Genomic DNA, 21,820 nt, shown 5'->3' with positions numbered 1-21,820 from the left:
GACCCGAGGCCACCGTCGGGACTCCCACCCGACGGTGGCCCTCTCCATCCATCCGACCCCGGCGACCCTTTCCACAGGAACCCCGATGCTGCTGCGCCTCCCCGCCCCCTGTTCCGCCCTGATCCTGGGCCTCGCCCTGGCGGCGCCCGCCCGGGCCCAGCAGGCGCGGCCCACGCTCCGGCAGGAGGTCGAGACCCTGAAGGCGGACCAGCAGCGGATCCTGGCGGAGCTGGCGGAGATCAAGGCCCTCCTCCGGGAGCGTGCGGCGGCTCCCCCGCCGGCCGCGGGGCCCACGCCCGCGGCCCTCCAGTCCATCAATGTGCACGGGGAGCCTTTCCGCGGCGCCGCCGGCGCCCGGGTGGCGATCCTGGAGTATTCGGACTTCGACTGTTCCTTCTGCGCGCGCTACGCCACCCAGATCTACCCGAAGCTCGATGCGGACTACGTCCAGACCGGGAAGGTGAAGTACTTCTTCCGGGACCTGCCCCTGCCGGTCCATCCCGATGCGCCATTCAAGGCCCGCATCGCCCGCTGCGCCGCCGAGCAGGGGAAGTTCTGGGAGGTCCACGACCGGCTCTTCGCCGACCAGCGCGGCCTGGATGCGGCCGGGATGGCGCAGCTGTCCCACGACCTGGACCTGAATGCGGGCGCCCTCCAGGCCTGCGTCGCCTCGGGCAGGTACGCCGATGGCATCCGCCTCAGCGCACGAAGTGCCGAGCGCCTCGGCATCATGGGGACCCCGGCCTTCGTGGTGGGGACCCTGAGCCCGGACGGCCAGGTCCTCACCGCGGCCAAGGTGCTGGTGGGGGCCCCGACCTACGAAGGCTTCCGGGAACTGCTGGACGGCCTCCTCGGGGCCTCACCCGCCCAGGCGAAGGCGATGCCTGCCAAGGCGGGATCCGGGTCCACTTGCGACTGACCGGAGGATCGGGCCCGGGAACCCCGCCGGGGGACGTGCCGGGTGAGGCCGACTCAGGCCTCGGGCACACCCAGGTCCAGGAGGGCCCGGGCCTGCTCCGTGGGACGTTCCAGCCGCTCGTCCCCCAGGCGGAGGGCCCGGAGGGCCAGGGCGCCATCGGCGAAGCCCAGCACCACCCCTTCGGGGGCCAGCCGGAAGTGGCCGGGAGGGCAGGCGGCCGCCGCCGGCAGGGCCCAGGCCACCTTCACGGCGCCCTGATCGGTCTGCAGGAAGGCGTTGGGCCAAGGATCGGCCACGGCGCGGACCTGGTTGAAGGCCTCCTGGACGGTCATGGCGAAGTCCAGCCGGGAATCCGCGGGCTTCCGGCCGCCGAAGTAGGTCGAGGGGCCGAGCGTCTTCTGGTTGATGCGGCGGACGGTGCCATCCACAAGCGCCGGCACGGTCTCGCGGACCAGGGCGCGGCCGGCCTCGGCGGCCTTGCGGGTGAGGCTGAGGGCCGTCTCGTCCCAGTCGATGGGCAGCCGGGCCTGGGCCACGATGTCGCCGTCATCGGGTTTGGGCGTCATGGCGTGGAGGGTGACTCCCGTTTCCGCCTCGCCCTTCACCAGCACCCAGTTGAGGGGGGCGCGGCCCCGGTACTTCGGCAGCAGGCTGCCATGGAGGTTGTAGGCACCGAGCCGGGGCAGATCCAGGAACCGGGCCTGGATCATCTCCCGGAAGTAGAAGCTGAAGAGGAAGTCGGGTGCCAGGGCCCGGATGGCCTCGTATACGCCCTCCTCATTGAAGGCGGGGGCCATGTGGACCGGGATGCCCTGGGCCCGGGCGAGGATCTCGGGCGGGGTGAACCACTGTTCGTCGGGACCCTGGGCGTAGGTGTAGAGGGCGAGGACCTTCACCCCCGCCCCGATCAGCCCCTCGAGGGCCGCGGTCCCCACGCTCGAATAGGCGCACACGACGGCGGTGGGAGATGGCATGCTGCCTCCATTCATGTCCCAGCATCTCATAACCGGTTGAAGTCCCTGTCCGTAGACCTATGTTGTGTGCGGAGCCCGCTGTGCGCCGAATCCTCCTGGCCTTCCTGATCGGCATCACCAGCCTCGCAGCGGGCGAGGATCCCTTCGCCCCGCCCCCGGACCTGCAGGTCTTCGCGCGGAAGCACACGCTCAACCAGGTCAGCACCCCGGCCAAGACCGCGGCGCTGCTGAAGGCCTTCTTCGCCCCGGTCGAGGAGGGCGGCCTGGGCATGGTGTACGACGACGAGTACACCCGCACCGTGAAGGAGGCCTGGCGGGACCGCAAGGCCAACTGCCTCTCCCTCACGGCCCTCTACATCGCCGCCTGCAAGACGATCAACCTGGAGGCCCGGTTCGGCGAGTCCCTCCGCATCAGCCGCTGGCGGCGGGTGGGCAGCACCATCCGCTACGAGCGGCACGTCGTGGCGGTGGTGCCCTCCGGCAACATCGGCCAGGAACTCATCGCGGATTTCCTGCCGGAGATGCGCCGGGGCTCCCAGATGGTCGCCATCCTCGATCCCAAGCGGGTGCTGGCCCTCTTCCACAGCAACCGGGCAGTGGAGCTCCTGGAGGGGCTGCGCCCCGACGAGGCCATGGCCGAGGCTCGGCTCTCCATCGAGGTGGATCCCACCTCGGGCGTGGGCTGGAACATCCTCGGGGTGGTCCAGCGGGAGCAGGGTTTGAATCAGGACGCCGAGACCTCCTTCCGGAAGGCCCTGGCCGTGGATCCCCAGGACGGCAGCGCCTGCGGGAACATGGAGACCCTGCTGCGGGCGGAGGGCCGGATCGAGGAGGCCCAGGCCTACCGGGAACGGGGACTGGAGGTCCGGAAGCACGATCCGTACTTCAACGCCTTCCTCGCCGAGGAGGCCCTGTCGAACAGCGACTGGGGCGAAGCCTCCAAGCGCATCAAGATGGCCATCCGCCTGCTGCCGCAGGAGCCGGACTTCCACCTGATCCAGGCTCGCATCTTCCTCGCCGAGGGCAAGACGAAGAACGCCATCAAGGCCCTGGAGAACGCCAAGCGCTGGGCCGGTCCCGAGGAGCAGACCCGCTTCGACACCAAGATCTCCCTGCTGAAGGGCAAGCAGGACTAGCGTGAACCCTCAATGGGCTTCGAGTTCCGCGAGGCGGGCCTGGGCGTCCTGGCTTTCGGGGTGGTGCAGGAGGCACTCACGCAGGTAGCGCCGGGAACCCTCGGGGTCCTGGAGTTCGCGTCGGGCCTCTGCCAGCTGGATGAGGGCCTCCTCGCACTGGCTGTCCACCTGGAGGGCCTGGCGCCAGTGGCCCTCCGCCCGCTCCCACTCGCCCAGTTCCGCACAGGCATGACCCGCATCCAGGAGGTACCGAAGGTGGAGGGGGTCCATCCGGGCCGCGCGCTCCAGGTCCAGGCGGGCGGGCAGCGGGTCCCCCAGGTTGGCCAGGGCGAGACCGCGCAGGTGCCAGAAGGCCGGGCGGGTGCGGGCGGACTCTCCCAAACCATCGAGGAAGGGCGGCAGGGCCTCCCAGGCCTCCAGTCCCGCCAGGCAGTCCGCCTGGAGCATGAGCAGGTCCAGATCCCCGGGGTGGGCCTCGAGCCGCGTGGTGACCTCGCGGTAGGCCGCTTCGTACTCGCCCAGGGCCACGCGGAGCTGCAGGGGCAACGGGGGATGGTGGTCCCCCTGCCGCTCCGGGGGCACCTTGGCCAGCAATTCCCAGGCGAACCCGGGATCGTCCTCCCACCAGAAGGCGAACTCGGATCTCCGCAGATGCCATTCGTCCCGCATGGCCTGCCCCTCATCGGTCCCCGGGATCAGGTCCCAGGCCCGTTCAAGGCTGTGCAGGGCCTCGTCCTCCGCCCGCCGCTCGAGGGCGACCTGGTACCGCTCCATCCAGAGCCGGAAGGCCTCCGGGAGGCGGGCGACGCCAGCCTCCACGGATCGCCAGGCCCCCTCGAGGTCGCCCAGGCGCCGCCGGGACACGCTCTCCGCCAGCCAGTGGATGGGGTGTCCCCGGAATTCGGGCGGAAGGCCCGCCACCAGGGCCAGGGCCTCACCCCAGCGCTCGTTCCGCAGGAGGTGCAGGGCGGGTGCGGCGCGGTCCCAGGCGAGGCGCGGGTCGCCATGCCGGTCCAGGAGCTGCCGCAAGGCGCGCATGGCGAGTTCCTCCTGGCCATGGTGGAGCCCCGCCAGCATGAGGTCCTCCAGGATCATGGGATCCTCTGCGGCCAGGGGGAGGGCCTCCGCGAACCGTTCCCAGGCCCGGGGGAGGAAGGCGTCCGTGGCCCGCCGCAGCAGGAGGATGCCCTGGAGGTGCCGCAGGCGGGGCATGGCCGGGGCCAGCTTGATGAGGCGATCCCCCCAGGCCAGCCGTCGATCGGAGGGCCGCTCGGGGATTTGCCGGAAGTAGGGGGCCACCAGGAGGCGGCGCCAGAGGGGTAGCCGTGCCAGCTGGGCCTCGAGGTGGTCCATCCAGGCCCGGTCCCGGTCCCCCTGGGTGAGATGGACGGCCCCCCGGAGCAGTTCGATGCGGTAGCCGAGCTCCCCGGCGACCCGGATGCGGCGGGGCAGGGCCTGGAGCACCGCGTCGGATGGGCTCCCCGCAGCCCAGGCCGCCTCCGCGTGGAGGAGGCAGCGCCGGCCCTGGAGTCCCGTCAGCCAGGCGCGGAGCCCCGTGCCGAGGAGGACACCGGCCAACAGGGTGGCCAGGAACCCGGTCCGCGGGGCTGGGATCGGGCCCACCAGCAGCCACGCGGCCAGGAGGGCGACGAGAAGCAGGGCGGCCAGGGGGCGGTAGGCCGTTCGGAGACGCGTCCACATGGCACCAGTATGCAGCCCCTGGGCCCCGGTACATGGAGCGGCCCCAGCCTGGGCCGGGGCCGGGGAGGGGCCGGGAACCTAGACCTTGTTGACGTTGGCGGCCTGGGGCCCCTTGGGACCCTGCACGATGTCGAAGCTGACGCGCTGCTTCTCCTCGAGCGTTCGGAACCCCTTCGTCTGGACGGCGGAGTAGTGGACGAAGATGTCGGGTCCACCTTCATCAGGGGTGATGAAGCCGTACCCCTTCTCGGCGTTGAACCACTTCACGATGCCTTCGGACATGACTTTCTTCCCGGGGACTCGGCCCCTTTGCCTGGAGGGTGGTCGCGCGGCCTGGCTCCAGGCGAGCAGGTCGCGGGGGCTTGCGCTCCGGAGTCAATGGGAACCCCGATGGGTGTCCCTCTACCAGCTTCTCGGCCGGGGGGGCCGGCAGTGGATGTATGGGTGGGATTCTAGGTGCGGGTCCTGGCGTCATCAAGACCCAAAAAGCGGAAGGTACCCGAGGGGCCTCCACCCCCACGCAGGGAAGCGGCCTCCGCCCGGGGATGTCCCACGAAAAACGCGCCACTCGGGCGCGTTTTTCGTGGCCGGCGTTCAGGGTTGGGGTCCCGGTGGATCAATTCCCCTGCTGGATTTCCTTCGCGATGACGAGCCGCTGGATCTGGTTGGTTCCTTCGTAGATCTGGAGGAGCTTGGCGTCGCGCATGCACTTCTCGACCAGGTAGTCGCGGCTGTAGCCGTTGCCGCCGAGGATCTGGACGGCGTCGGTGGTGACCTCCATGGCCGTATCGGTGGCGAAGGTCTTGGCGATGGCGCTCTGCTTGGAGTTCTTGATGCCGTTGTCGGTCATCCAGGCCGCCTGCCAGGTGAGCAGCCGCGCGGCCTCGATCTTCTTGGCCATGTCCGCCAGCATGAAGCTGATGGCCTGGTTGGCGAAGATGGGCTGGCCGAACTGGATGCGGGTCTTGGCGTATTCCAGGGCGATCTCGAAGGCGGCCCGGGCCACGCCCACGCCCCCGGCGGCCACGGCGGCGCGGGTCTGGTCGAGGGTCTTCATGGCGATGACAAAGCCCATGCCCTCCTTGCCGAGGATGTTCTCGGCGGGCACTTCGGCGTCGTTGAAGTAGAGCTCCACCTGGTTGGACGCGCGCTGGCCCATCTTGTCCAGGGCCTTGCCCACCACGAGGCCCGGCGTGTTGCGGGGCACGATGATGCAGCTGGTGCCGCGGGCGCCCTTGCTGGGATCGGTGCTGCAGAAGAGGGCGTACCAGTCGGCGTACCCGCCGTTGGTGCAGTAGCACTTGGTCCCGTTGATCACGTACTTGTCACCCTTCTTCTCGGCGCGGCAGCTCATGGCGCCGGCGTCGGAGCCGGCATTGGGCTCAGAGAGGGAGAAGGCCGCGAACTTGGGCTCCTCGGCGATCATGCCCAGCCACTTCTTCTTCTGCTCGGGGCTGCCGGCGATGAGCACGGGGGTCATGGCCAGGCCGTTGGCCATGATGGAGGTGTAGAGGCCGCCGCAGCCCCAGGACAGCTCCTCGCAGACGATGGCCTCCTCCATCTGGCTGGCGCCGGGACCGCCGCAGTCCTCGGGAACCAGGGCCTGGAGGTAGCCGTAGTCCCAGGCGGCCTTGTAGACGTCCACGGCCCACTCGCCGGTCTCGTCGTACTTGCGGGCCACGGGCCGCATGATCTTCTCGGCGAACTGGTGGGCTCGCTCCTTGGTCTCTTTCTGTTCGGGGCTGAGGCCGAAATCGGGCATGGGTACCTCTTTGGAAGAGAAGGGGTGTCGGGCGGGCAGGGCCGGGAAGCCCCAGTCTATCGCCTCCCCCCGCGTGACCGATGCCCCACTTTCCCTGACGGTGGTGTGGGAGGGCCCGCCCCCGGCGGTACAATCGGGGGTTCTGGGCAAGGAGACCGCATGACCGTGCATCTGAAGGACCTCGGCAGGGCCGTCCTGGAGACGGAGTACGCCGTCCGGGGCCCCATCGTGGCCCGCGCCCAGGAACTGGAGAAGCAGGGGCGGGAGATCATCTACTGCAACATCGGCAACCCCCAGTCCCTGGGCCAGAAGCCCCTCACCTGGAACCGGCAGATCCTGGCCCTCTGCGAGTATCCCGAGCTGATGGCCGCCGCGTCCGGGGCCTTCCCCGTGGATGTGGTCGAGACGGCCCGGGCCATCCTCGCCGGGACGAGGCACGGCCTCGGGGCCTACAGCGAGAGCCGGGGCGTGCGGTTCATCCGCGAGGCCGTGGCCGAGTTCATCCTCGAGCGGGACCACATGCGCGTGGATCCCGACGCCATCTTCCTCACGGACGGCGCCAGCAAGGGCGTGCAGACCATCCTCCGCCTCCTCATCGCCGGGCCGGAGGACGGGATCATGATCCCCATCCCCCAGTACCCGCTCTACTCCGCCACCATCACCCTCTACGAGGGGCGCATGGTGCCCTACTACCTGGACGAGGCCCAGGGCTGGAAGCTCAACCGCGCCATGCTGGAGCAGTCCCTGGCCGAGGCGAAGGCCCAGGGCACCCGCGTGAAGGCCATCTGCGTCATCAACCCCGGCAACCCCACGGGCGCCGTGCTGGACGAGGACAACATCGGCATGATCCTCGACTTCGCCCAGGCCCACGGCCTGTCCGTGCTGGCCGACGAGGTGTACCAGGAGAACATCTACCTGGCCGGCGACACCTTCACCTCCTTCGCCAAGGTGCTCCACCAGAAGGACCTGAGGGATGTCTCCCTCTTCAGCTTCCATTCTTGTTCCAAGGGCTTCCTGGGCGAGTGCGGCGTGCGGGGCGGCTACTTCGAGTACCGCAACGTGCCTGAGGACGTGGCGGCCCAGATCCTGAAGCTGCAGTCCGTGAGCCTCTGCGCCAACCTGGCGGGCCAGGTCGCCACCTACGCCATGGTGCGTCCGCCGAAGCCGGGCATGCCCTCGTACGCGACGTACGCGGCGGAACGGGCCGCCATCCTCGACGCCCTGAAGCACCGCGCCTTGCTGCTGGCCGAGGGACTGAACCGCATCGAGGGCATCACCTGCAACGTCATCGCGGGGGCCATGTACGCGTTTCCGAGCATCACCCTCCCGCCGGGCCGCACCGACTTCGATTACGCCATGGCCCTGCTGGAGCAGACGGGCATCTGCGTGGTGCCGGGCTCGGGCTTCGGCCAGGCGGAGGGCACGGCCCACTTCCGCACCACCATCCTGCCGCCCACGGAGAAGATCCAGCAGGTGGTGAAGGACCTCGCCGAGTTCCACCGCACCTACCGCTAGCCCTGGAGCGCCCATGCGTCCCGACCACCCGATCGTCCTCATCACCGGCGCCTCCAGCGGCTTCGGCGCCGCCACGGCAAGGCTCCTGGCCGCCCAGGGCTGCCACCTGGCCCTGGGCGCCCGCCGCGTGGAGCGCGTGCAGGCCCTGGCGGACGAACTGGCGAAGGCCCACGGCATCCGGACCTTCGCCGGGGCCGTGGACACGCGGCATACCGCCAGCGTGGACACCTTCGTGGCCGAAGCCGCCGAGGCCCTGGGCGGCCTGCACGTCCTGGTGGCCAACGCCGGCCTGGCCAGCGGCACCTTCAAGCTGTGGGAGACGCCGGACGAGGACCTGGAAGCCATGATGCGCACCAACGTCGAGGGCGTGGTGAAGACCATCCGGGCCGGCCTGCCGCATCTCCGGAAGGCCGGCTGGGGCCACATCTTCTTCATCGGCTCCGTGGCGGGGCACCAGGCCTACGAGGGCGGCGGCGTCTACTGCGCCTCCAAGCACGGGGTGAAGGCCATGGCCCAGAGCCTGCGCCTGGAGGTCTGCGGGGAACCCATCCGCGTCACCTCCGTGGATCCCGGCCTGGCCGAGACCGAGTTCTCCAACGTCCGCCTGAAGGACGACAGCAAGGCCAAGGCCGTCTACCAGGGCATGACGCCGCTCAGCGGGGGCGACGTGGCTGAGTGCATCCGCTGGTGCCTGGCCCTGCCCGATCACGTGAACATCGACGAGCTCATCGTGAAGCCCACCGACCAGGGCAGCGCCTTCAAGGTCCACCGGAAGGCCTGAGCCAAGGCGGAAGGAGCTCCACGAAGGACACGAAGACGCTCTGCAGGCGCCACCAGGAACACGAAGGACTTCCTACTTGGTGCCCTTGGATTTCCCTCCGTGCTCTTCGTGGCGATTCTTTGAATGTCAGGTCGTCGCCACCCGGCTGAGCCGCCGCGCCGTGGGCAGGGAGGCCAGCACCGCCAGGGCGCCCAGGGCCCAGCCCGCCCGGAAGCCCCAAGCGCCGATGGCCCAGCCCAGCGCGAAGCTGCCCAGGCCGATGCCGGCGTCGAAGGAGAAGAGGAGGGCCCCGAAGGCCGCGCCCCGGCGCTTGGGGTCCACCGTCTCCAGCAGGCGGGCGTTCAGCAGGGTGTGCATCATGCTGTAGCCCGCCCCGTAGAGCAGGGCTGAGAGCACGTGGCGGAGGGTCCCGCCGGGCAACAGCGCCAGGATCGCCATGCCGGCGAAGGCGCCCAGCAGCATGGCCGGCAGCAGGCGGATGGGACGCCGGCCGAAGCCGCGCTTCGCCATGGCCAACCGCATGAGCACCATGCCCAGGGCCATGCAGGAGAGGAAGACGGAAGGCACCGGCATGCCCAGGGCCAGGCCTTCCTGGGCCGTGTACGAGCCCAGGGCGCCGTAGCCCAGGGCCACCGAGAAGAAGACGAGGGCCGGGGCGAAGACCGAGGCCTCGGGCAGCTGGAAGGGTTCCGGCGCCGCGTGGGGGTGGTCCTTCGGCAGGCTGGTCCCCAGGATGCCCAGCAGGACGAAGAGGCCCGCGAGATACCAGCCGATGGGTGCGAAGCCCCAGTGCTGCTGGATCCACAGCCCCAGCACGGGGCCCACCACCACCCCGCCGGGGCTGGCCAGCCCGTAGAGGCTCATGCCGTCCGTCTGGCGGGATTCGGGCAGGACCGCGCCCAGGCTGGCCATGGTGGCGGTCAGGAGGCCGGACCACACCACCCCGTGGGGGAAGGCCAGGAGGTAGAAGCCCCAGCGGTTCGCCAGGAGGGCGTAGGCGGCCAGGAAGGCGCCATAGCCCAGCGCGCAGGTCACCACCATCCGCCGGTGCCCGACCCGGTCGCCCAGCGACCCCGTGAAGAGGGCCCCGGTGGCGCTGCCGGCCGTGAACAGGCTCATGAACCGGCCGCTCTCGCCCAGGGAGGCCCCCAGTTCCCGCAGCCGAAGCGGCACCGTGGGGAAGAGCTGGAAGGCTGCAAAGAAGGTGAGGAAGGTGATGGCCCAGACGAGCAGGAAGCCCCGGGTCCACAAGCGGGGCGGGGCGGAGGCCTCGACGGAGTCGGTCATGACTCAAGGATCCCACGGGACCGGGAGGCCGGGGCCAGGCCCGCAGACCACTGTCAGCCGCGCCGAGGCTGGGGGTTCCCGAGGGCGGCCGGTATGCTGGAGGTTCCCTCCGAGGTCCCCATGCAGCCCGACCAGTTCCACGCGGAAACCGAACGCATCAAGAAGGGCGGGGCCGCCAAGGCCCACGAGAAGAACGCCGAGGCCGGCAAGCTCTTCGCCAGGGAACGCATCCGCCTCCTGGTGGACGAGGGCTCCTTCGTGGAGGACGGCCTCTTCGCCAACGCGCTCCACAAGGACCTCCCCGCCGACGGCGTGGTGACGGGCACGGCCCTGGTGGACGGACGGCCCGTGGCGATCATGGCCAACGACTCGACCATCAAGGCCGGCAGCTGGGGCGCACGGACGGTGGAGAAGATCATCCGCATCCAGGAGGTGGCCCTCCGCCAGCGCATCCCCATGCTCTACCTGGTGGACAGCGCCGGGGCCCGCATCACGGACCAGCTGGACATGTTCCCGGGCCGCCGCCACGCGGGGACCATCTTCCACATGGAGGTGGCGCTCTCGGGCCTGGTGCCCCAGGTCTGCCTCCTCTTCGGGCCCTCCGCCGCGGGGGGCGCCTACATCCCGGCCTTCTGCGACGTGGTGATGATGGTGGAGGGCAACGCCAGCATGTACCTGGGCTCGCCCCGCATGGCCGAGATGGTCATCGGCGAGAAGATCTCGCTCGAGGACCTCGGCGGCGCCCGGATGCACTGCTCCGTGAGCGGCTGCGGCGATTTCCTCTGCAAGACGGAGCAGGAGGCCATCGCCCTCTGCCGCCAGTACCTGGCCTACTTCCCCCAGCACTGCGAAGACACCCTTCCCGTGGTTCCGCCGAAGGCGGTATCGCCCAAAGCGAAAGGTTTGGGCGCCCTCGTCCCCAAGGACATCAACAGCCCCTTCCAGATGAAGGACTTCATCGAGGGCCTGGTGGACGAGGGCAGCTTCCTGGAGATCAAGAAGCTCTACGCCGGGGAGATCATCACGGGCCTGGCCCGCATGGACGGCCGCCCCGTGGGCATCCTCGCCAACCAGCCGCGGGTGAAGGGCGGCGTGCTCTTCGTGGACAGCGCCGACAAGGCCACCCGCTTCATCACCCTCTGCGACGCCTTCGGCATCCCCTTGGTGTTCCTCAGCGACGTGCCGGGCTTCATGATCGGCAGCGCCGTGGAGAAGCAGGGCATCATCCGCCACGGCGCCAAGATGATCAGCGCCATGGCCGGCTGCAGCACGCCGCGCTTCTGCGTGGTGGTGCGCAAGGCCTATGGCGCGGGCCTCTACGCCATGAGCGGGCCGGGCTTCGACCCCGACGCCACCCTGGCCCTGCCCACGGCCAGCATCGCCGTCATGGGCGCGGAGGCCGCCGTGAACGCCGTCTTCGCCAACAAGATCGCTGAGAAGCCGGAGGAGGAGCGGGCCGCCTATGTCCAGCAGCTCCGGGACGAGTACAACGAGGACATCGACCTGAAGAAGCTGGGCGCCGACCTCCACGTGGACGCCATCGTGGATCCCGCCGACCTGCGGGGCGAGCTGATCCTGCGCCTGGGTCGCGCCCGGCGCCGCGAGGCCTGGCCCGCCAAGCGCCGGAGCGTCACGCCGGTCTAGCCTCCCGTCGGCCCATCGGGTGTAGAGTGGGGCACCTTCACGGGGGTCCTATGCGCGCGCGTCGGCTGCTGCCAGCCCTCCTTCCGCTTCTCCTGGGTTGCGGAGTGGGAGACGTCAGCATCTCCATCTCTCCGCGGACGGTTTCCGTGCCGGCGGGTGGCCAGGCCGCCTTCACCGCCAGCGTGGGTTCCGCGGGGAACAAGAACGTGGTCTGGTCCACCAGCGGAGGCGGCACGGTGGATGCCTCGGGCCATTTCCAGGCGCCGGTCACCGCCGGCACCTGCACGGTGACGGCCCAGGCCCAGGCCGATCCCTCGAAGGCGGCCACGGCCCTCGTGACCGTGACCCAGACCGTGACCATGACGCCCGCCACCGCGGATCTGGCCCTGGGCGCCACCCAGGCCTTCACCGCCCTGGTGATCGCCACGGGCGACACGGCCTTCACCTGGACCATCCAGGAAGGGGCGATCGGGGGGACCATCGACGCCACGGGGTTCTATACCGCGCCATCCCTGCCGGGGACCTTCCATATCGTGGCCACCAACATCGCCGATCCCACGCAGGTGGGAATCGCCCTGGTGACGGTGGGTGGCGGCAGCTGAGGACCCGCCGGGATCCCGGGCGGGATCCGGCCTGGCGGTGGAGGGGAGGGGCGGGGATCGCCCTTCCTGGTTGTCTACGCTGATATCATCTATCAGCTTCAACCGCAGACAGCCAGAAGGAGGGTCCATGACCATCCAACCTTCGCCCCAGGTCCCGGGAACGGGAGCGGCTTCTCCGAAAGGAGGCTGGCAGGGCGCCCGGATCGGGCCGCTGCTCCTCACGGCCCTGGTGGGCCTGGTGCTCTACTTCGGGTTGCCGGCGGTGGTGCCGGTGCCCGATGCCAAGGCCTTCACGGGACAGCCGGCGGCCCCCAAACCCGCCGCACCCGCGCCGCCGAAGGCGGCCCCGCCCGCGACCCGACCCGCCCCGGTGACCGTGACGGCCCCGGTCGAGAAGCCCCGGAAGTTGAGCCGCGCCGAGGCGGAGGCCAAGGTGAAGGCCGAAGCGGAGGCGAAGGCCTGGGCCGAGTCCCAGGCGACGCAGAAGGCGGAAGCCGAGGCCAAGGCGAAGGCTGAGGCGGATGCCAAGGTGAAGGCCGCGGCCGAGGAGAAGCGTCGGTCGGACTGGACGAAGGGCCTGCACCTCTTCGCCATCTTCGTGACCACCATCCTGGGCATCATCCTCAAGCCGCTGCCCATGGGGGCGGTGGCCATGATCGGCATCGGCGTGACGGCCCTCAGCGGCACCCTCACCATCGCCGATTCCATGAGCGGCTTTTCGGACGTGGTGATCTGGCTCATCGTGCTGGCCTTCTTCATCTCCCGCGGCTTCATCAAGACGGGGCTCGGGGCCCGTATCGCCTACAACTTCATGGCGCTCCTCGGCAAGCGCACCCTCGGCCTGAGCTACGGCCTGGCTGCCACCGACCTGGTGCTGTCCCCGGCCATCCCCAGCAACACCGCCCGGGCCGGCGGCATCGTCATGCCTGTCATGGCCTCCCTGGCCCGTGCCTACGGCAGCCGCCCCGATGACGGGACGGCGAGGAGGATGGGGTCGTTCCTCACCCTCACGGCCTACCAGGTGGACTGCATCACCAGCGCCATGTTCCTCACGGCCATGGCCGCCAACCCCCTGGCGCAGAAGCTGGCGGGCGACCTGAAGGTGACCATTACCTGGGGCGGCTGGGCCCTTGCGGCCCTCGTGCCCGGCCTCCTCGCGCTGCTGGTGGTCCCCTACGTCATCTACCGGCTGCACCGCCCCGAGATCACCGAGACCCCCGAAGCCGTGCAGATGGCCAGGGGGCACCTGGCGGAGCTGGGGCCCATCAAGCGCCAGGAGTGGATGATGCTGGGCGTCTTCGTGCTGCTGCTGGTCCTCTGGATCTTCGCCAAGCCCCTGGGCGACATCAATCCCACCACCTCGGCCCTCGTCGGGTTGGCCGTGCTGCTCCTCACCGGCGTGCTGGACTGGGAGGACGTGAAGAAGGAGACCGGAGCCTGGGACACGCTGGTCTGGTTCGCGGCCCTGGTCATGATGGCCGGCTTCCTGAACAAGCTGGGCATGATCCCCTGGTTCAGCAAGACCATGGGCGGCATGGTGGCGGGCAAGGGCTGGATCGCCGCCTTCCTGGTGCTGGCCCTGGTGTACTTCTACAGCCACTACTTCTTCGCCAGCAACACGGCCCACGTGGCTTCGATGTACGCCGCCTTCCTGGGCGTGTCCGTGGTCGCGGGGGCGCCGCCGGTGCTGGCCGCCCTGGTCCTGGCCTTCTTCAGCAACCTCTTCGCGGGAATGACCCACTACGGGACGGGCCCCGCGCCGGTGCTCTTCGGCACCGGCTATGTGGAGGTGGGCACCTGGTGGCGGATGGGGCTGCTCATCAGCCTCATCAACATCGTCATCTGGGTGGGGATCGGCGGCCTCTGGTGGAAGGTGCTGGGGCTCTGGTAGTCGCCGGTCCTTCCCCGGAATTGGAGTAAGCTGCCTCCCGGACTTCCCGGGAGGCAGCCATGTTCCGGCGCGTGGAGGATTTCAGGACCATCTGGGCCCAGGAGGCCGACAAGACCCTCGCCGCCTTCGCGGCCATACCCGACGCCGCGGCCCACCAGGCCGTGGATGCCCACCACCGGGACCTGCGGCGGCTGGCCTGGCACCTGGTGGAGACCGTGCTGGAACTCCCCCAGAACCTGGGAATCCGGGTGAGGGGCCCCGTGAGCCTCGGCCCCGACGGGTTCATCGGCGCCCCGCCGCCCACCATGGCCGAGATCGCCGCGGCCTATCGCGCGGTGAGCGACTCGCTGCTCGATCACATCGGCTCCTGGAGCAACACGGAGCTGGGTCGCACCTTCACCCTCTACGGCGAGAGCTGGAGCGGCGCCTACGCCCTCTACGTGCTGGTGTCCCACCAGACCCACCACCGCGCCCAGATGACCGTCCTCATGCGGCAGGCCGGCCTCAAGCCCCCCAGCCTCTACGGCCCCACCCAGGAGGGCTGGGCCGAGATCGGGATGGAGGCCCCCAAAGTCTGAAGGGCCCTTGGGCGCCTGTGATAGGGTGGGGCCACCCAACCCCGGAGGTTCCCATGCGATGGCTGCTGGCCGCCTGCCTGGCCATGCCCCTCTCCCTCGCCGCCGCGCCGCCCCAGGCCAAGGACTGCGTGGAGTGCCACGACAACGTGAAGCTCGAGGTGTTCCGATCCCGCTCCCACGGCGGGCTGGCCTGCGTGGATTGCCATGCCGCCATCACGGCCATCCCCCACGACGAGAAGCTGCCCCAGGTCCAGTGCCGGCGGTGCCATGCCCACGAGGTGGAGGACTACGACCAGAGCGCCCATGGTGTGACCCGCGCCGCCGGGAACGCCAAGGCCCCCTGGTGCACGACCTGCCACGGCCCGGCCCACGAGATCGTGTCCCCCCGGGACTCCGCCTCCAAGGTGGCCAAGCGGCACCTGGCCGCCACCTGCGGCACCTGCCATCCCAGGGACTTCCTGACCCGGGTGGACCAGAGCCTGCCCCACCGGGCCTCGCGCATGGGGATCCAGAAGGGGGATGTGAAGTAGCGCCCTTCAGCGCTCCAGGATGAAGGTCACCGGCCCGTCGTTGATCAGCTCGACCTCCATGTGTTCCTGGAAGAAGCCGGATTTCACGCGGGGATACTCGGCCTTGAGCTGCTCCAGGAAGGTGTGGAAGAGCACCCGGGCCGCCGCGGGGGCCATGGCGCGGTCGAAGGAGGGGCGCCGTCCCTTCGCGAGGCTTCCCGCCAGGGTGAACTGGCTCACGACCAGGATCTCGCCGCCCACCTCCGCCAGGCCGAGGTTCATCTTCCCGTCGGCATCCTCGAAGATGCGCAGGGAGGCGATCTTGGCCGCGGCCCAGGCGCAGGCCTCCGCCGTGTCGCCCACCTCCTGGCCGGTGAGCACCAGCAGGCCCGGCCCGATGGCGGCCTCAAGCTCCCCGGCCCGCACGGAGGCCCGTTGGACACGCTGGATGACCGCCTTCATCGCCGGACCCTCCTGCTTCGACTCTGCCAGAGGTGGGCCTGCGGTGGGACAGGGGCTCAGGCCGGGGCCTGGGTGCGCTGGCGCCGCCAGACCAGGATCAGCCCGAGGGCGATGAGGCCGTTGAAGATCAGCCCGAACAGGGCCTCGCCGTTGAAGATGCGCACCTGGCCCCCGAACAGGCCCGGGTGCCCCATGTAGACGTCGCCCAGCAGGACGGGATTCCAGAGGTTCCAGCTGAAGTGCAGCACGGCGCAGGGCCAGACGGAGCGGCCCCAGCGGTAGAGCGCGGCGAAGGGTACGGCGGCCGCGGCGATGGAGAGCAGGAACACCGCGTTCATGACCGGGTGCCCCTTCTGGGTGCTGGAGAAGATGATGGGCAGATGGAAGGCGGCCCACACGGGCATGGTGATGGCCGCGGCCACGAGGGGGCGGTCCGCCCACCGGCGCACGAGGTAGCCCCGCCAGCCGATCTCCTCGCCCAGCTCGCCGGGGAAGAGGCCGTGGACGAGGAAGGTGGGCGCGAAGAGGAGGAGGCGGAACGGGTGGTGCAGCCAGGCCCACCGGGGCGGCAGCGCGCCCTGCAGCCGGTCGGGCCAGCCCCGCCGGTAGGCCATGGCCACCAGCAGCCAGGGCAGGAGCATGAGGACCCACGCGAGGCCCAGGAACAGGAGCACCGTTGGCCCGTGCAGGACGTGCGTTCGGCTCACGTGGACGCTGAGGGCCTGGGGCTGGAAGACGATGAATCCGGCGCGGCCGGAGACCGCCTGCCAGCCGTAGGCCAGCAGGAGGCAGAAGGTGGTCATGAGCAGGGGATAGACCATGGCCAGCAGCCAGGGCCGCCAGCCGGTGAAGGCGAAGCCCGCGGCGCGGGGCGGTTCCCGCCGGAAGGCCCAGGCGCAACCGAAGGCCACCAGGGCCGGCACGCACATGAGGATGCGGAGGAGCTGGCCATGGCGTTCATCGTGCAGCCACCAGGCACCGACCGCCCAGCTCAGGGGCAGGGTGAGGGCGATGAACCAGATGGTCTCCTTGCGGGTAGGCATGGCGGCTCCTGGGATTCGGATGGCCTACGCGGGAACGGCGGAAGGGATGAGTGGCCGGGGACCCGCCTGGCTGGGGTCCTCAACCCCGCCCGAGCTTCTGCCTCGCCTTCCCGATGAGGGCCCGGGCCTCCGGATGGCCGAACCCCGCGGCGGCGGCGGCGTAGAATCCTGCGCAGAGCACCACGAGGGGGAGGAGCCGGAGCGCGAGGAGCTGCCGGGCGAAGGCGTAGGGGCGGTCCAGGGCCAGGGCCTGGGCGCCGGCCCAGGCGACCAGGCCCATGAGGAGGCAGGCGCCGAGGGCGCGGAGGGCGGCGCTGGCCATGGGCCCCAGGCGGAAGCCGGGGAGCCGCGGGCGCAGGCGGAGCACCAGCCCCAGCACGCCGGCGAGGCTGGCCAGCCCGTTGGCCAGGGCCAGGCCGCCGGTGCCCAGGGGCTTCAGCAGGGCGAGGCTCAGGCCCACGTTCAGCACCATGGTCAGGCCGGCGATGGCGGCCGGGCCGCGGTAGTCCTTCAGGGCATAGAGGGCCTGGTTGCCCAGGCGCTGGGCGGCCACGAAGGCGAGGCCCACGCACTGGAAGACGAGGGTGATGGCGGTCCAGTCCGAGGCGGCCGGGGAGTAGGCCCCGGTCCGGAACAGCAGCGCGCAGATGGGCCGGGACAGCACGGCGAGGCCCACGGAGGCGGGCAGGACCAGCAGGAGCGAGGCCGAGACCGCCTGGGCCAGGCTGCGGTTCATGGCGGGCCAGTCCCGGGCCTCGGCCTGGCGGGAGAGGGTGGGAAGGCCGGCGGTGGCCAGGCTCATGGCGAAGAGCCCCATGACCATCTCGCCCATCATGCCGCTGTTGTAGAGCACCATCTGGGCGCCCGTGGGCAGTTCCGAGGCCAGCGTCAGGCTGATGAGGGCGTTGATCGGGTAGATGCCCGCCGCCAGCAGGCCCGGGCCCATGCGCCGAAGGGTCCGGGCGACCCAGGGATCCCGGAGGTGCAATCCGAAGGCGAGGCCGAACCCCTCCCGGCGGACAGCGGGCACGAGGACCAGGAGCTGCACCACGCCGCCTACGAGCACCGCCAGGGCGCAGACGAAGGCGACGGTCTCCATGGGGACCGGCCCCCTCCGCTGCAGCACATGGAGGGTGCCCCAGCCGAAGCCGATGAAGGCCAGGTTCCAGAAGATGGAGACAGATGCCGCCAGGGCGAACCGGTGGCGCAGGTTCAACAACCCGGCGAACCCCGCGGTGACGCTGACCAGGGCCAGGTAGGGGAACATCACCCGTCCGAGGAAGGCCGTCAGGGTGCCCTGGGCCGAGGGCCGGCCCAGGGTGAGCAGGTGGGCCAGGGGGGTCATGAAGGCCATCACCAGCACCACCCCCACCAGGAGGACGGCCAGCAGGGTGCCCAGGAACCGGGCCGCCACGGCCCGCACGGCGGCCTCGCCCTCGGCGGCCTCCGCCTCGGCGAGCGTGGGGAGGAAGGCCGCGGTCATGGTCCCCTCGGCCGTGAACCGCCGCAGCAGGGCGGGCAGCCGGAAGGCCACGGCGTAGGCGTCCGCGGCGGCGCCCGCGCCGAGGAAGTGGCTGAGGAAGAAGGTCTGGGCCAGCCCCGACAGGCGGCTCAGCAGGGTCATCAGGCCGACGACACCTGCAGAACGGAGGAGGCTGGGGCGGGTGTGCGAGGGATCGCTCACGGTCGGGTCTGGGCGATCAGGTCCATGAGGATCCCGGGGATTCGGTGCCGTGGGTTGGAGCCGCCTGCCGGAATCGAACCGGCGACCTCCAGATTACAAGGCTGGAGCTCTACCAACTGAGCTAAGGCGGCCCGCATCCAGTCTAGCGGGAATCCTGCAGTCCTTGCCCGGTCCGGGCCCCGGCCCCATCCAGGTGTTTCAACGCGGCTTAATCCCGCGGCCGGATCCTCCGATGGTTTTTGGACATGCCCTCCGGGCCCCAACTTCAAAGGAGTTCCTGCATGCTGAAATCAATCCGGATCGGCCGCCGCCTTGGGCTGGCCTTCGGCTTCGTCCTCGGACTCCTGGTCCTCGCCGTGGGCCTGGCGCTGGTGCAGGTCCAGACCATGGGGGAGAACTTGAACCGGATCGTCCGGGTCTACAGCCGCGAGCAATACCTGGCGACCACCATGCAGTTCCAGACCCAGTCCATCCAGGTCCACCTCCGCACCCTCCTCCTGACCGAGGACCCGGCCGAGGTGGCGGCCACCCAGCAACGCCTGGAGACGGCCCGGACCGCCTATGCCGAGGCCGCCTCGCAGCTCCAGGCCCTGCTCCTCTCCGACGAGGCCAAGGCGCTCTTCGCGCGCATGGCGGAGGACCGGGAGAAGGCCCTGGCCCTGAACAAGCAGGCCCTGGCCCTGGCCGCGGACGGGAAGCGGAAGGAGGCCGCGGCGCTCCTCCTGGGCGAGGCCCGGCACAGCAACAACGCCTGGATAACCCGGATGGGCGAGATGGCGCGGCTCACGGGCGACCGGCTGGCCGAAGCCAACCAGAAGGCGGAGGAGGCCCACCGCACGGCGGTGGTCTCGCTGGTGGTCCTGGCCTCGGTGGCGGTGCTGGCGGGGGCCTTCGCGGCCATCACCATCACCTGGAGCATCACGCGTCCCATCCGGTCCTTCGTGGGAGTGCTCGAGGCGGCGGCCGGCGGCGATCTCAGGGTGGAGGCCAGCGTCGACACCAAGGACGAGATCGGGCGGCTGGCCGAGTCGCTGAACGGGATGCTTCGCCAGCTCCGGCAGACCATCGCCCGGATGGCCCAGGCTGCCTCCTCGGTCGCGAGCGGGGCCACGGAGCTGTCGGCCTCCTCGGAGCAGATGTCTGCAGCGACCGACCAGATCGCGCGCAGCAGCGAGACTGTCCATGCCACGACGGAACAGATGGCCTCGGCCATCCTCCAGCTCTCCGCCAGCGTCCAGCAGGTGGCCTCGAACGTGAAGGCCTCCGTGGAGCAGTCGAACCTGGCCGTGGCCGCGACCCAGGAGGGCCAGCAGGGCGGCCGGGAGGCTGCGGAGGGCATGGACCGGATCCGCCAGGCCACGGCGAGCATCGCCAAGGCCGTGGGAGTGATCCAGGAGATCGCCCGGCAGACGAACTTGCTTTCCCTGAACGCCGCCATCGAGGCCGCCAAGGCCGGGGCGAACGGCAAGGGGTTCGCCGTGGTGGCGGAGGAGGTCCGGAAGCTGGCCGAGCGGAGCCGCCAGGCCTCCCTGGAGATCGAAAGCCTGATCCAGGAGACCCACGAGACAGTGGGCCAGGGCACCGAGGCCGTCACGTCCACGCTGGGTCAGATGGGGCGGATCCACGAATCCATCGAGACCATGGAGCGCATGGTCCAGCAGATCGGCGTCGCCACCGAGGAACAGTCGAACACCTCCGGTGAGGTGGCCCGTCGGGTGGAGGAGACGTCCAGGGAGGTGGGCCAGAACGCCGCGGCCACCCAGCAGCTGTCCGCCACGGTCCAGGAGATCAGCCGGACCTCCGCCGAGCTGGCCCGGATCTCCGAGGACCTGGCTCGGGACGTCGCCCAGTTCCGCCTGTGAGCCCGGAGGGCGGGGAGGCGCTGGCCCCGGGGGTCAGCGCACCTCGTTGCCGGCCAGATCCTGCTTCATCTCCTCGATGAACCCCTCCATCCACTTGGTGGAGAATGCGCCGGAGATGAAGTCGGGGTGGTCCATGATGCGGCGGTGCAGGGGCGCCGTGGTCTTGATGCCCTCGATCACCAGCGTGTCCAGGGCCCGCCGCATGCGGGCGATGGCTTCGCTCCGGTCCGCGCCGTAGGCGATCAGCTTGGCCACCATGGAATCGTAGTGGGGCGGGATGACCGCGTCCTGATGCATGGCCGTGTCCACGCGGATGCCGGGGCCGCCGGGGAAGTTCAGCGCGGTGATGCGGCCGGGGCAGGGGGTGAACTTGAAAGGGTCCTCGGCGTTGATGCGGCACTCGATGGCGTGCCCCTTCTGGACGACCTGCTCCTGGGTGAAGCTGAGCTTCCGCCCGGCGGCGATGTGGAGCTGCTCCTTGACGATGTCGATGCCGGTGACCAGCTCGGTCACGGGATGCTCCACCTGCACGCGGGTGTTCATCTCCATGAAGAAGAAGTCGCCGCGCCTGTCGAGCAGGAACTCGATGGTGCCGGCATTGTAGTAGCCCACGGCCTTGGCGGCCCGTACCGCGGTTTCGCAGATGCGCCGGCGCAGGTCGGGATCAAGGGCGGCGCTGGGGCTCTCCTCGATGAGCTTCTGGTGGCGGCGCTGGATGGAGCACTCGCGCTCGCCGAGGTGGACGACGTTGCCGAAGAGGTCCCCCATGATCTGGACCTCGATGTGGCGGGGCTCCAGGAGGTACTTCTCCATGTAGACGCTGTCGTCGCCGAAGGCGCCCTTCGCCTCGCTGCGGGCGGTGTGGTAGAGGTCCGGCAGCTCCTCGGGGGAGTTCACGATGCGCATGCCGCGCCCGCCGCCGCCGGCGCTGGCCTTCACGATGACGGGGTAGCCGATCTGCTCGGCGACCACCAGGGCCTCCTCCACCGTCTCGACCACGCCATCGCTGCCCGGCATGAGGGGGACGCCCGCGGCCTGCATGGTGGCCTTGGCCTGGGCCTTGTTGCCCATCTTGCGGATGATCTCGGCGCTGGGCCCGATGAAGTTGATGCCGCAGGCGAGGCACACTTCCACGAAGTGGGCGTTCTCGCTGAGGAACCCGTAGCCGGGATGGATCGCCTCGGCGCCGGTGACCTCGGCCGCCGCGATGACCTGGGGGATGTTCAGGTAGGACTTGGAGGAGGGCGGCGGACCGATGCACACCTCCTCGTCGGCGAACCGCACGTGGAGGGCGTTCCGGTCGGCCTCGGAATAGACGGCCACGGTCTGGATGCCCAGCTCCTTGCAGGCGAGGATCACCCGCAGGGCGATCTCGCCCCGGTTGGCGATGAGCACCTTCTTGAAGGGCGGGGCGCCCTCGGGGACGGCGGCGGGCCGCGTTCCCTTGCGCTTGATGGCGGCGCTCATGGC

19 protein-coding genes and 1 tRNA gene are annotated in these 21,820 nt (G+C 70.1%); 10 read left to right on the top strand and 10 right to left on the bottom strand.

Annotation, left to right across the window (positions count from 1 at the left end; all coding sequences use genetic code 11):
• Nucleotides 1–85: 85 nt before the first annotated feature.
• Nucleotides 86–919 (top strand): DsbA family protein, encoded by an 834-nt coding sequence (locus tag QSJ33_RS09350; RefSeq protein ID WP_285724905.1) that lies wholly within the window; start codon nucleotides 86–88, stop codon nucleotides 917–919.
• A gap of 53 nt (nucleotides 920–972) precedes the next feature.
• Here the strand turns inward: QSJ33_RS09350 and QSJ33_RS09345 are convergent, their stop codons facing one another.
• Entirely contained in the window at nucleotides 973–1,893 is a 921-nt protein-coding gene (locus QSJ33_RS09345; protein WP_285724903.1) for a formyltransferase family protein, read from the bottom strand.
• Between the two features lie 80 nt (nucleotides 1,894–1,973).
• On the opposite strand from QSJ33_RS09345, the gene QSJ33_RS09340 reads away from it, so the two are divergent.
• The gene (locus tag QSJ33_RS09340) at nucleotides 1,974–3,029 is read left to right on the top strand and encodes a tetratricopeptide repeat protein (protein ID WP_285724901.1); all 1,056 of its coding nucleotides are present in this window, start codon (nucleotides 1,974–1,976) and stop codon (nucleotides 3,027–3,029) included.
• A 9-nt stretch (nucleotides 3,030–3,038) separates the two neighbouring features.
• Here the strand turns inward: QSJ33_RS09340 and QSJ33_RS09335 are convergent, their stop codons facing one another.
• From QSJ33_RS09335 to QSJ33_RS09325, 3 genes are all read right to left on the bottom strand, one after another.
• Nucleotides 3,039–4,730 carry a tetratricopeptide repeat protein gene (locus QSJ33_RS09335; protein WP_285724899.1) on the bottom strand — a complete coding sequence of 564 codons (1,692 nt, stop codon included), beginning with the start codon at nucleotides 4,728–4,730 and terminating at the stop codon, nucleotides 3,039–3,041.
• Nucleotides 4,731–4,808: 78 nt separating this feature from the next.
• A complete protein-coding gene (locus tag QSJ33_RS09330; protein ID WP_285724897.1) occupies nucleotides 4,809–5,012 on the bottom strand; it encodes a cold-shock protein in 204 nt (67 codons plus the stop codon).
• Between the two features lie 334 nt (nucleotides 5,013–5,346).
• Complete coding sequence (locus QSJ33_RS09325; protein WP_285724895.1) at nucleotides 5,347–6,492, bottom strand: acyl-CoA dehydrogenase family protein; 1,146 nt, start codon at nucleotides 6,490–6,492, stop codon at nucleotides 5,347–5,349.
• Nucleotides 6,493–6,651: 159 nt separating this feature from the next.
• On the opposite strand from QSJ33_RS09325, the gene QSJ33_RS09320 reads away from it, so the two are divergent.
• Together QSJ33_RS09320 and QSJ33_RS09315 are read left to right on the top strand one after the other, a co-directional pair.
• Complete coding sequence (locus tag QSJ33_RS09320) at nucleotides 6,652–8,007, top strand: aminotransferase class I/II-fold pyridoxal phosphate-dependent enzyme (RefSeq protein WP_285724893.1); 1,356 nt, start codon at nucleotides 6,652–6,654, stop codon at nucleotides 8,005–8,007.
• A gap of 13 nt (nucleotides 8,008–8,020) precedes the next feature.
• Nucleotides 8,021–8,788, top strand: a complete 768-nt coding sequence (locus QSJ33_RS09315; RefSeq protein WP_285724891.1) for an SDR family NAD(P)-dependent oxidoreductase — start codon at nucleotides 8,021–8,023, stop codon at nucleotides 8,786–8,788.
• A 126-nt stretch (nucleotides 8,789–8,914) separates the two neighbouring features.
• Here QSJ33_RS09315 and QSJ33_RS09310 read toward each other — a convergent pair whose 3' ends face one another.
• Nucleotides 8,915–10,075 carry an MFS transporter gene (locus QSJ33_RS09310; RefSeq protein ID WP_285724889.1) on the bottom strand — a complete coding sequence of 387 codons (1,161 nt, stop codon included), beginning with the start codon at nucleotides 10,073–10,075 and terminating at the stop codon, nucleotides 8,915–8,917.
• Nucleotides 10,076–10,195: 120 nt separating this feature from the next.
• Between QSJ33_RS09310 and QSJ33_RS09305 the strand changes: the two genes are divergently transcribed.
• The 5 genes from QSJ33_RS09305 (at nucleotide 10,196) to QSJ33_RS09285 (ending at nucleotide 15,320) form a co-directional block, all read left to right on the top strand.
• On the top strand, nucleotides 10,196–11,719 hold the full coding sequence (locus QSJ33_RS09305; RefSeq protein ID WP_285724885.1) for an acyl-CoA carboxylase subunit beta: 1,524 nt from the start codon (nucleotides 10,196–10,198) through the stop codon (nucleotides 11,717–11,719).
• A gap of 50 nt (nucleotides 11,720–11,769) precedes the next feature.
• A complete protein-coding gene (locus QSJ33_RS09300; protein WP_338001141.1) occupies nucleotides 11,770–12,321 on the top strand; it encodes an Ig-like domain-containing protein in 552 nt (183 codons plus the stop codon).
• A gap of 127 nt (nucleotides 12,322–12,448) precedes the next feature.
• Complete coding sequence (locus tag QSJ33_RS09295) at nucleotides 12,449–14,212, top strand: anion permease (RefSeq protein ID WP_285724879.1); 1,764 nt, start codon at nucleotides 12,449–12,451, stop codon at nucleotides 14,210–14,212.
• Between the two features lie 59 nt (nucleotides 14,213–14,271).
• Nucleotides 14,272–14,790, top strand: a complete 519-nt coding sequence (locus tag QSJ33_RS09290) for a DinB family protein (RefSeq protein WP_285724877.1) — start codon at nucleotides 14,272–14,274, stop codon at nucleotides 14,788–14,790.
• A 53-nt stretch (nucleotides 14,791–14,843) separates the two neighbouring features.
• On the top strand, nucleotides 14,844–15,320 hold the full coding sequence (locus QSJ33_RS09285; RefSeq protein WP_285724874.1) for a cytochrome c3 family protein: 477 nt from the start codon (nucleotides 14,844–14,846) through the stop codon (nucleotides 15,318–15,320).
• Nucleotides 15,321–15,326: 6 nt separating this feature from the next.
• On the opposite strand, the gene dtd is transcribed toward QSJ33_RS09285, so the two are convergent.
• The 4 genes from dtd to QSJ33_RS09265 form a co-directional block, all read right to left on the bottom strand.
• On the bottom strand, nucleotides 15,327–15,761 hold the full coding sequence (gene dtd / locus QSJ33_RS09280; RefSeq protein WP_285724872.1) for a D-aminoacyl-tRNA deacylase: 435 nt from the start codon (nucleotides 15,759–15,761) through the stop codon (nucleotides 15,327–15,329).
• A gap of 56 nt (nucleotides 15,762–15,817) precedes the next feature.
• Nucleotides 15,818–16,804 (bottom strand): CPBP family intramembrane glutamic endopeptidase, encoded by a 987-nt coding sequence (locus QSJ33_RS09275; RefSeq protein WP_285724870.1) that lies wholly within the window; start codon nucleotides 16,802–16,804, stop codon nucleotides 15,818–15,820.
• Between the two features lie 79 nt (nucleotides 16,805–16,883).
• Nucleotides 16,884–18,488, bottom strand: a complete 1,605-nt coding sequence (gene murJ / locus QSJ33_RS09270) for a murein biosynthesis integral membrane protein MurJ (protein WP_285724868.1) — start codon at nucleotides 18,486–18,488, stop codon at nucleotides 16,884–16,886.
• A gap of 55 nt (nucleotides 18,489–18,543) precedes the next feature.
• Nucleotides 18,544–18,619: transfer RNA gene (locus QSJ33_RS09265), tRNA-Thr, on the bottom strand.
• Nucleotides 18,620–18,769: 150 nt separating this feature from the next.
• Between QSJ33_RS09265 and QSJ33_RS09260 the strand changes: the two genes are divergently transcribed.
• Nucleotides 18,770–20,350, top strand: a complete 1,581-nt coding sequence (locus QSJ33_RS09260) for a methyl-accepting chemotaxis protein (RefSeq protein WP_285724866.1) — start codon at nucleotides 18,770–18,772, stop codon at nucleotides 20,348–20,350.
• A 33-nt stretch (nucleotides 20,351–20,383) separates the two neighbouring features.
• On the opposite strand, the gene accC is transcribed toward QSJ33_RS09260, so the two are convergent.
• The gene (gene accC, locus QSJ33_RS09255; RefSeq protein WP_285724864.1) at nucleotides 20,384–21,817 is read right to left on the bottom strand and encodes an acetyl-CoA carboxylase biotin carboxylase subunit; all 1,434 of its coding nucleotides are present in this window, start codon (nucleotides 21,815–21,817) and stop codon (nucleotides 20,384–20,386) included.
• Nucleotides 21,818–21,820 lie beyond the last annotated feature (3 nt).

This window comes from Geothrix rubra, assembly GCF_030268065.1.
Taxonomy (GTDB): Bacteria; Acidobacteriota; Holophagae; order Holophagales; family Holophagaceae; genus Geothrix; species Geothrix rubra.
The sequence above is the reverse complement of the archived record's forward strand: the minus strand, read 5'-3'. Positions and strand labels throughout refer to the sequence as shown.

Coding starts and splice junctions, on each gene's coding strand:
- QSJ33_RS09350 (WP_285724905.1), top strand. CDS start 86: ATGCTGCTGCGCCTCCCCGCCCCCTGTTCCGCCCTGATCCTGGGCCTC.
- QSJ33_RS09345 (WP_285724903.1), bottom strand. CDS start 1,893: ATGCCATCTCCCACCGCCGTCGTGTGCGCCTATTCGAGCGTGGGGACC.
- QSJ33_RS09335 (WP_285724899.1), bottom strand. CDS start 4,730: ATGTGGACGCGTCTCCGAACGGCCTACCGCCCCCTGGCCGCCCTGCTT.
- QSJ33_RS09330 (WP_285724897.1), bottom strand. CDS start 5,012: ATGTCCGAAGGCATCGTGAAGTGGTTCAACGCCGAGAAGGGGTACGGC.
- QSJ33_RS09325 (WP_285724895.1), bottom strand. CDS start 6,492: ATGCCCGATTTCGGCCTCAGCCCCGAACAGAAAGAGACCAAGGAGCGA.
- QSJ33_RS09320 (WP_285724893.1), top strand. CDS start 6,652: ATGACCGTGCATCTGAAGGACCTCGGCAGGGCCGTCCTGGAGACGGAG.
- QSJ33_RS09315 (WP_285724891.1), top strand. CDS start 8,021: ATGCGTCCCGACCACCCGATCGTCCTCATCACCGGCGCCTCCAGCGGC.
- QSJ33_RS09310 (WP_285724889.1), bottom strand. CDS start 10,075: ATGACCGACTCCGTCGAGGCCTCCGCCCCGCCCCGCTTGTGGACCCGG.
- QSJ33_RS09305 (WP_285724885.1), top strand. CDS start 10,196: ATGCAGCCCGACCAGTTCCACGCGGAAACCGAACGCATCAAGAAGGGC.
- QSJ33_RS09300 (WP_338001141.1), top strand. CDS start 11,770: ATGCGCGCGCGTCGGCTGCTGCCAGCCCTCCTTCCGCTTCTCCTGGGT.
- QSJ33_RS09295 (WP_285724879.1), top strand. CDS start 12,449: ATGACCATCCAACCTTCGCCCCAGGTCCCGGGAACGGGAGCGGCTTCT.
- QSJ33_RS09290 (WP_285724877.1), top strand. CDS start 14,272: ATGTTCCGGCGCGTGGAGGATTTCAGGACCATCTGGGCCCAGGAGGCC.
- QSJ33_RS09285 (WP_285724874.1), top strand. CDS start 14,844: ATGCGATGGCTGCTGGCCGCCTGCCTGGCCATGCCCCTCTCCCTCGCC.
- dtd (WP_285724872.1), bottom strand. CDS start 15,761: ATGAAGGCGGTCATCCAGCGTGTCCAACGGGCCTCCGTGCGGGCCGGG.
- QSJ33_RS09275 (WP_285724870.1), bottom strand. CDS start 16,804: ATGCCTACCCGCAAGGAGACCATCTGGTTCATCGCCCTCACCCTGCCC.
- QSJ33_RS09260 (WP_285724866.1), top strand. CDS start 18,770: ATGCTGAAATCAATCCGGATCGGCCGCCGCCTTGGGCTGGCCTTCGGC.
- accC (WP_285724864.1), bottom strand. CDS start 21,817: ATGAGCGCCGCCATCAAGCGCAAGGGAACGCGGCCCGCCGCCGTCCCC.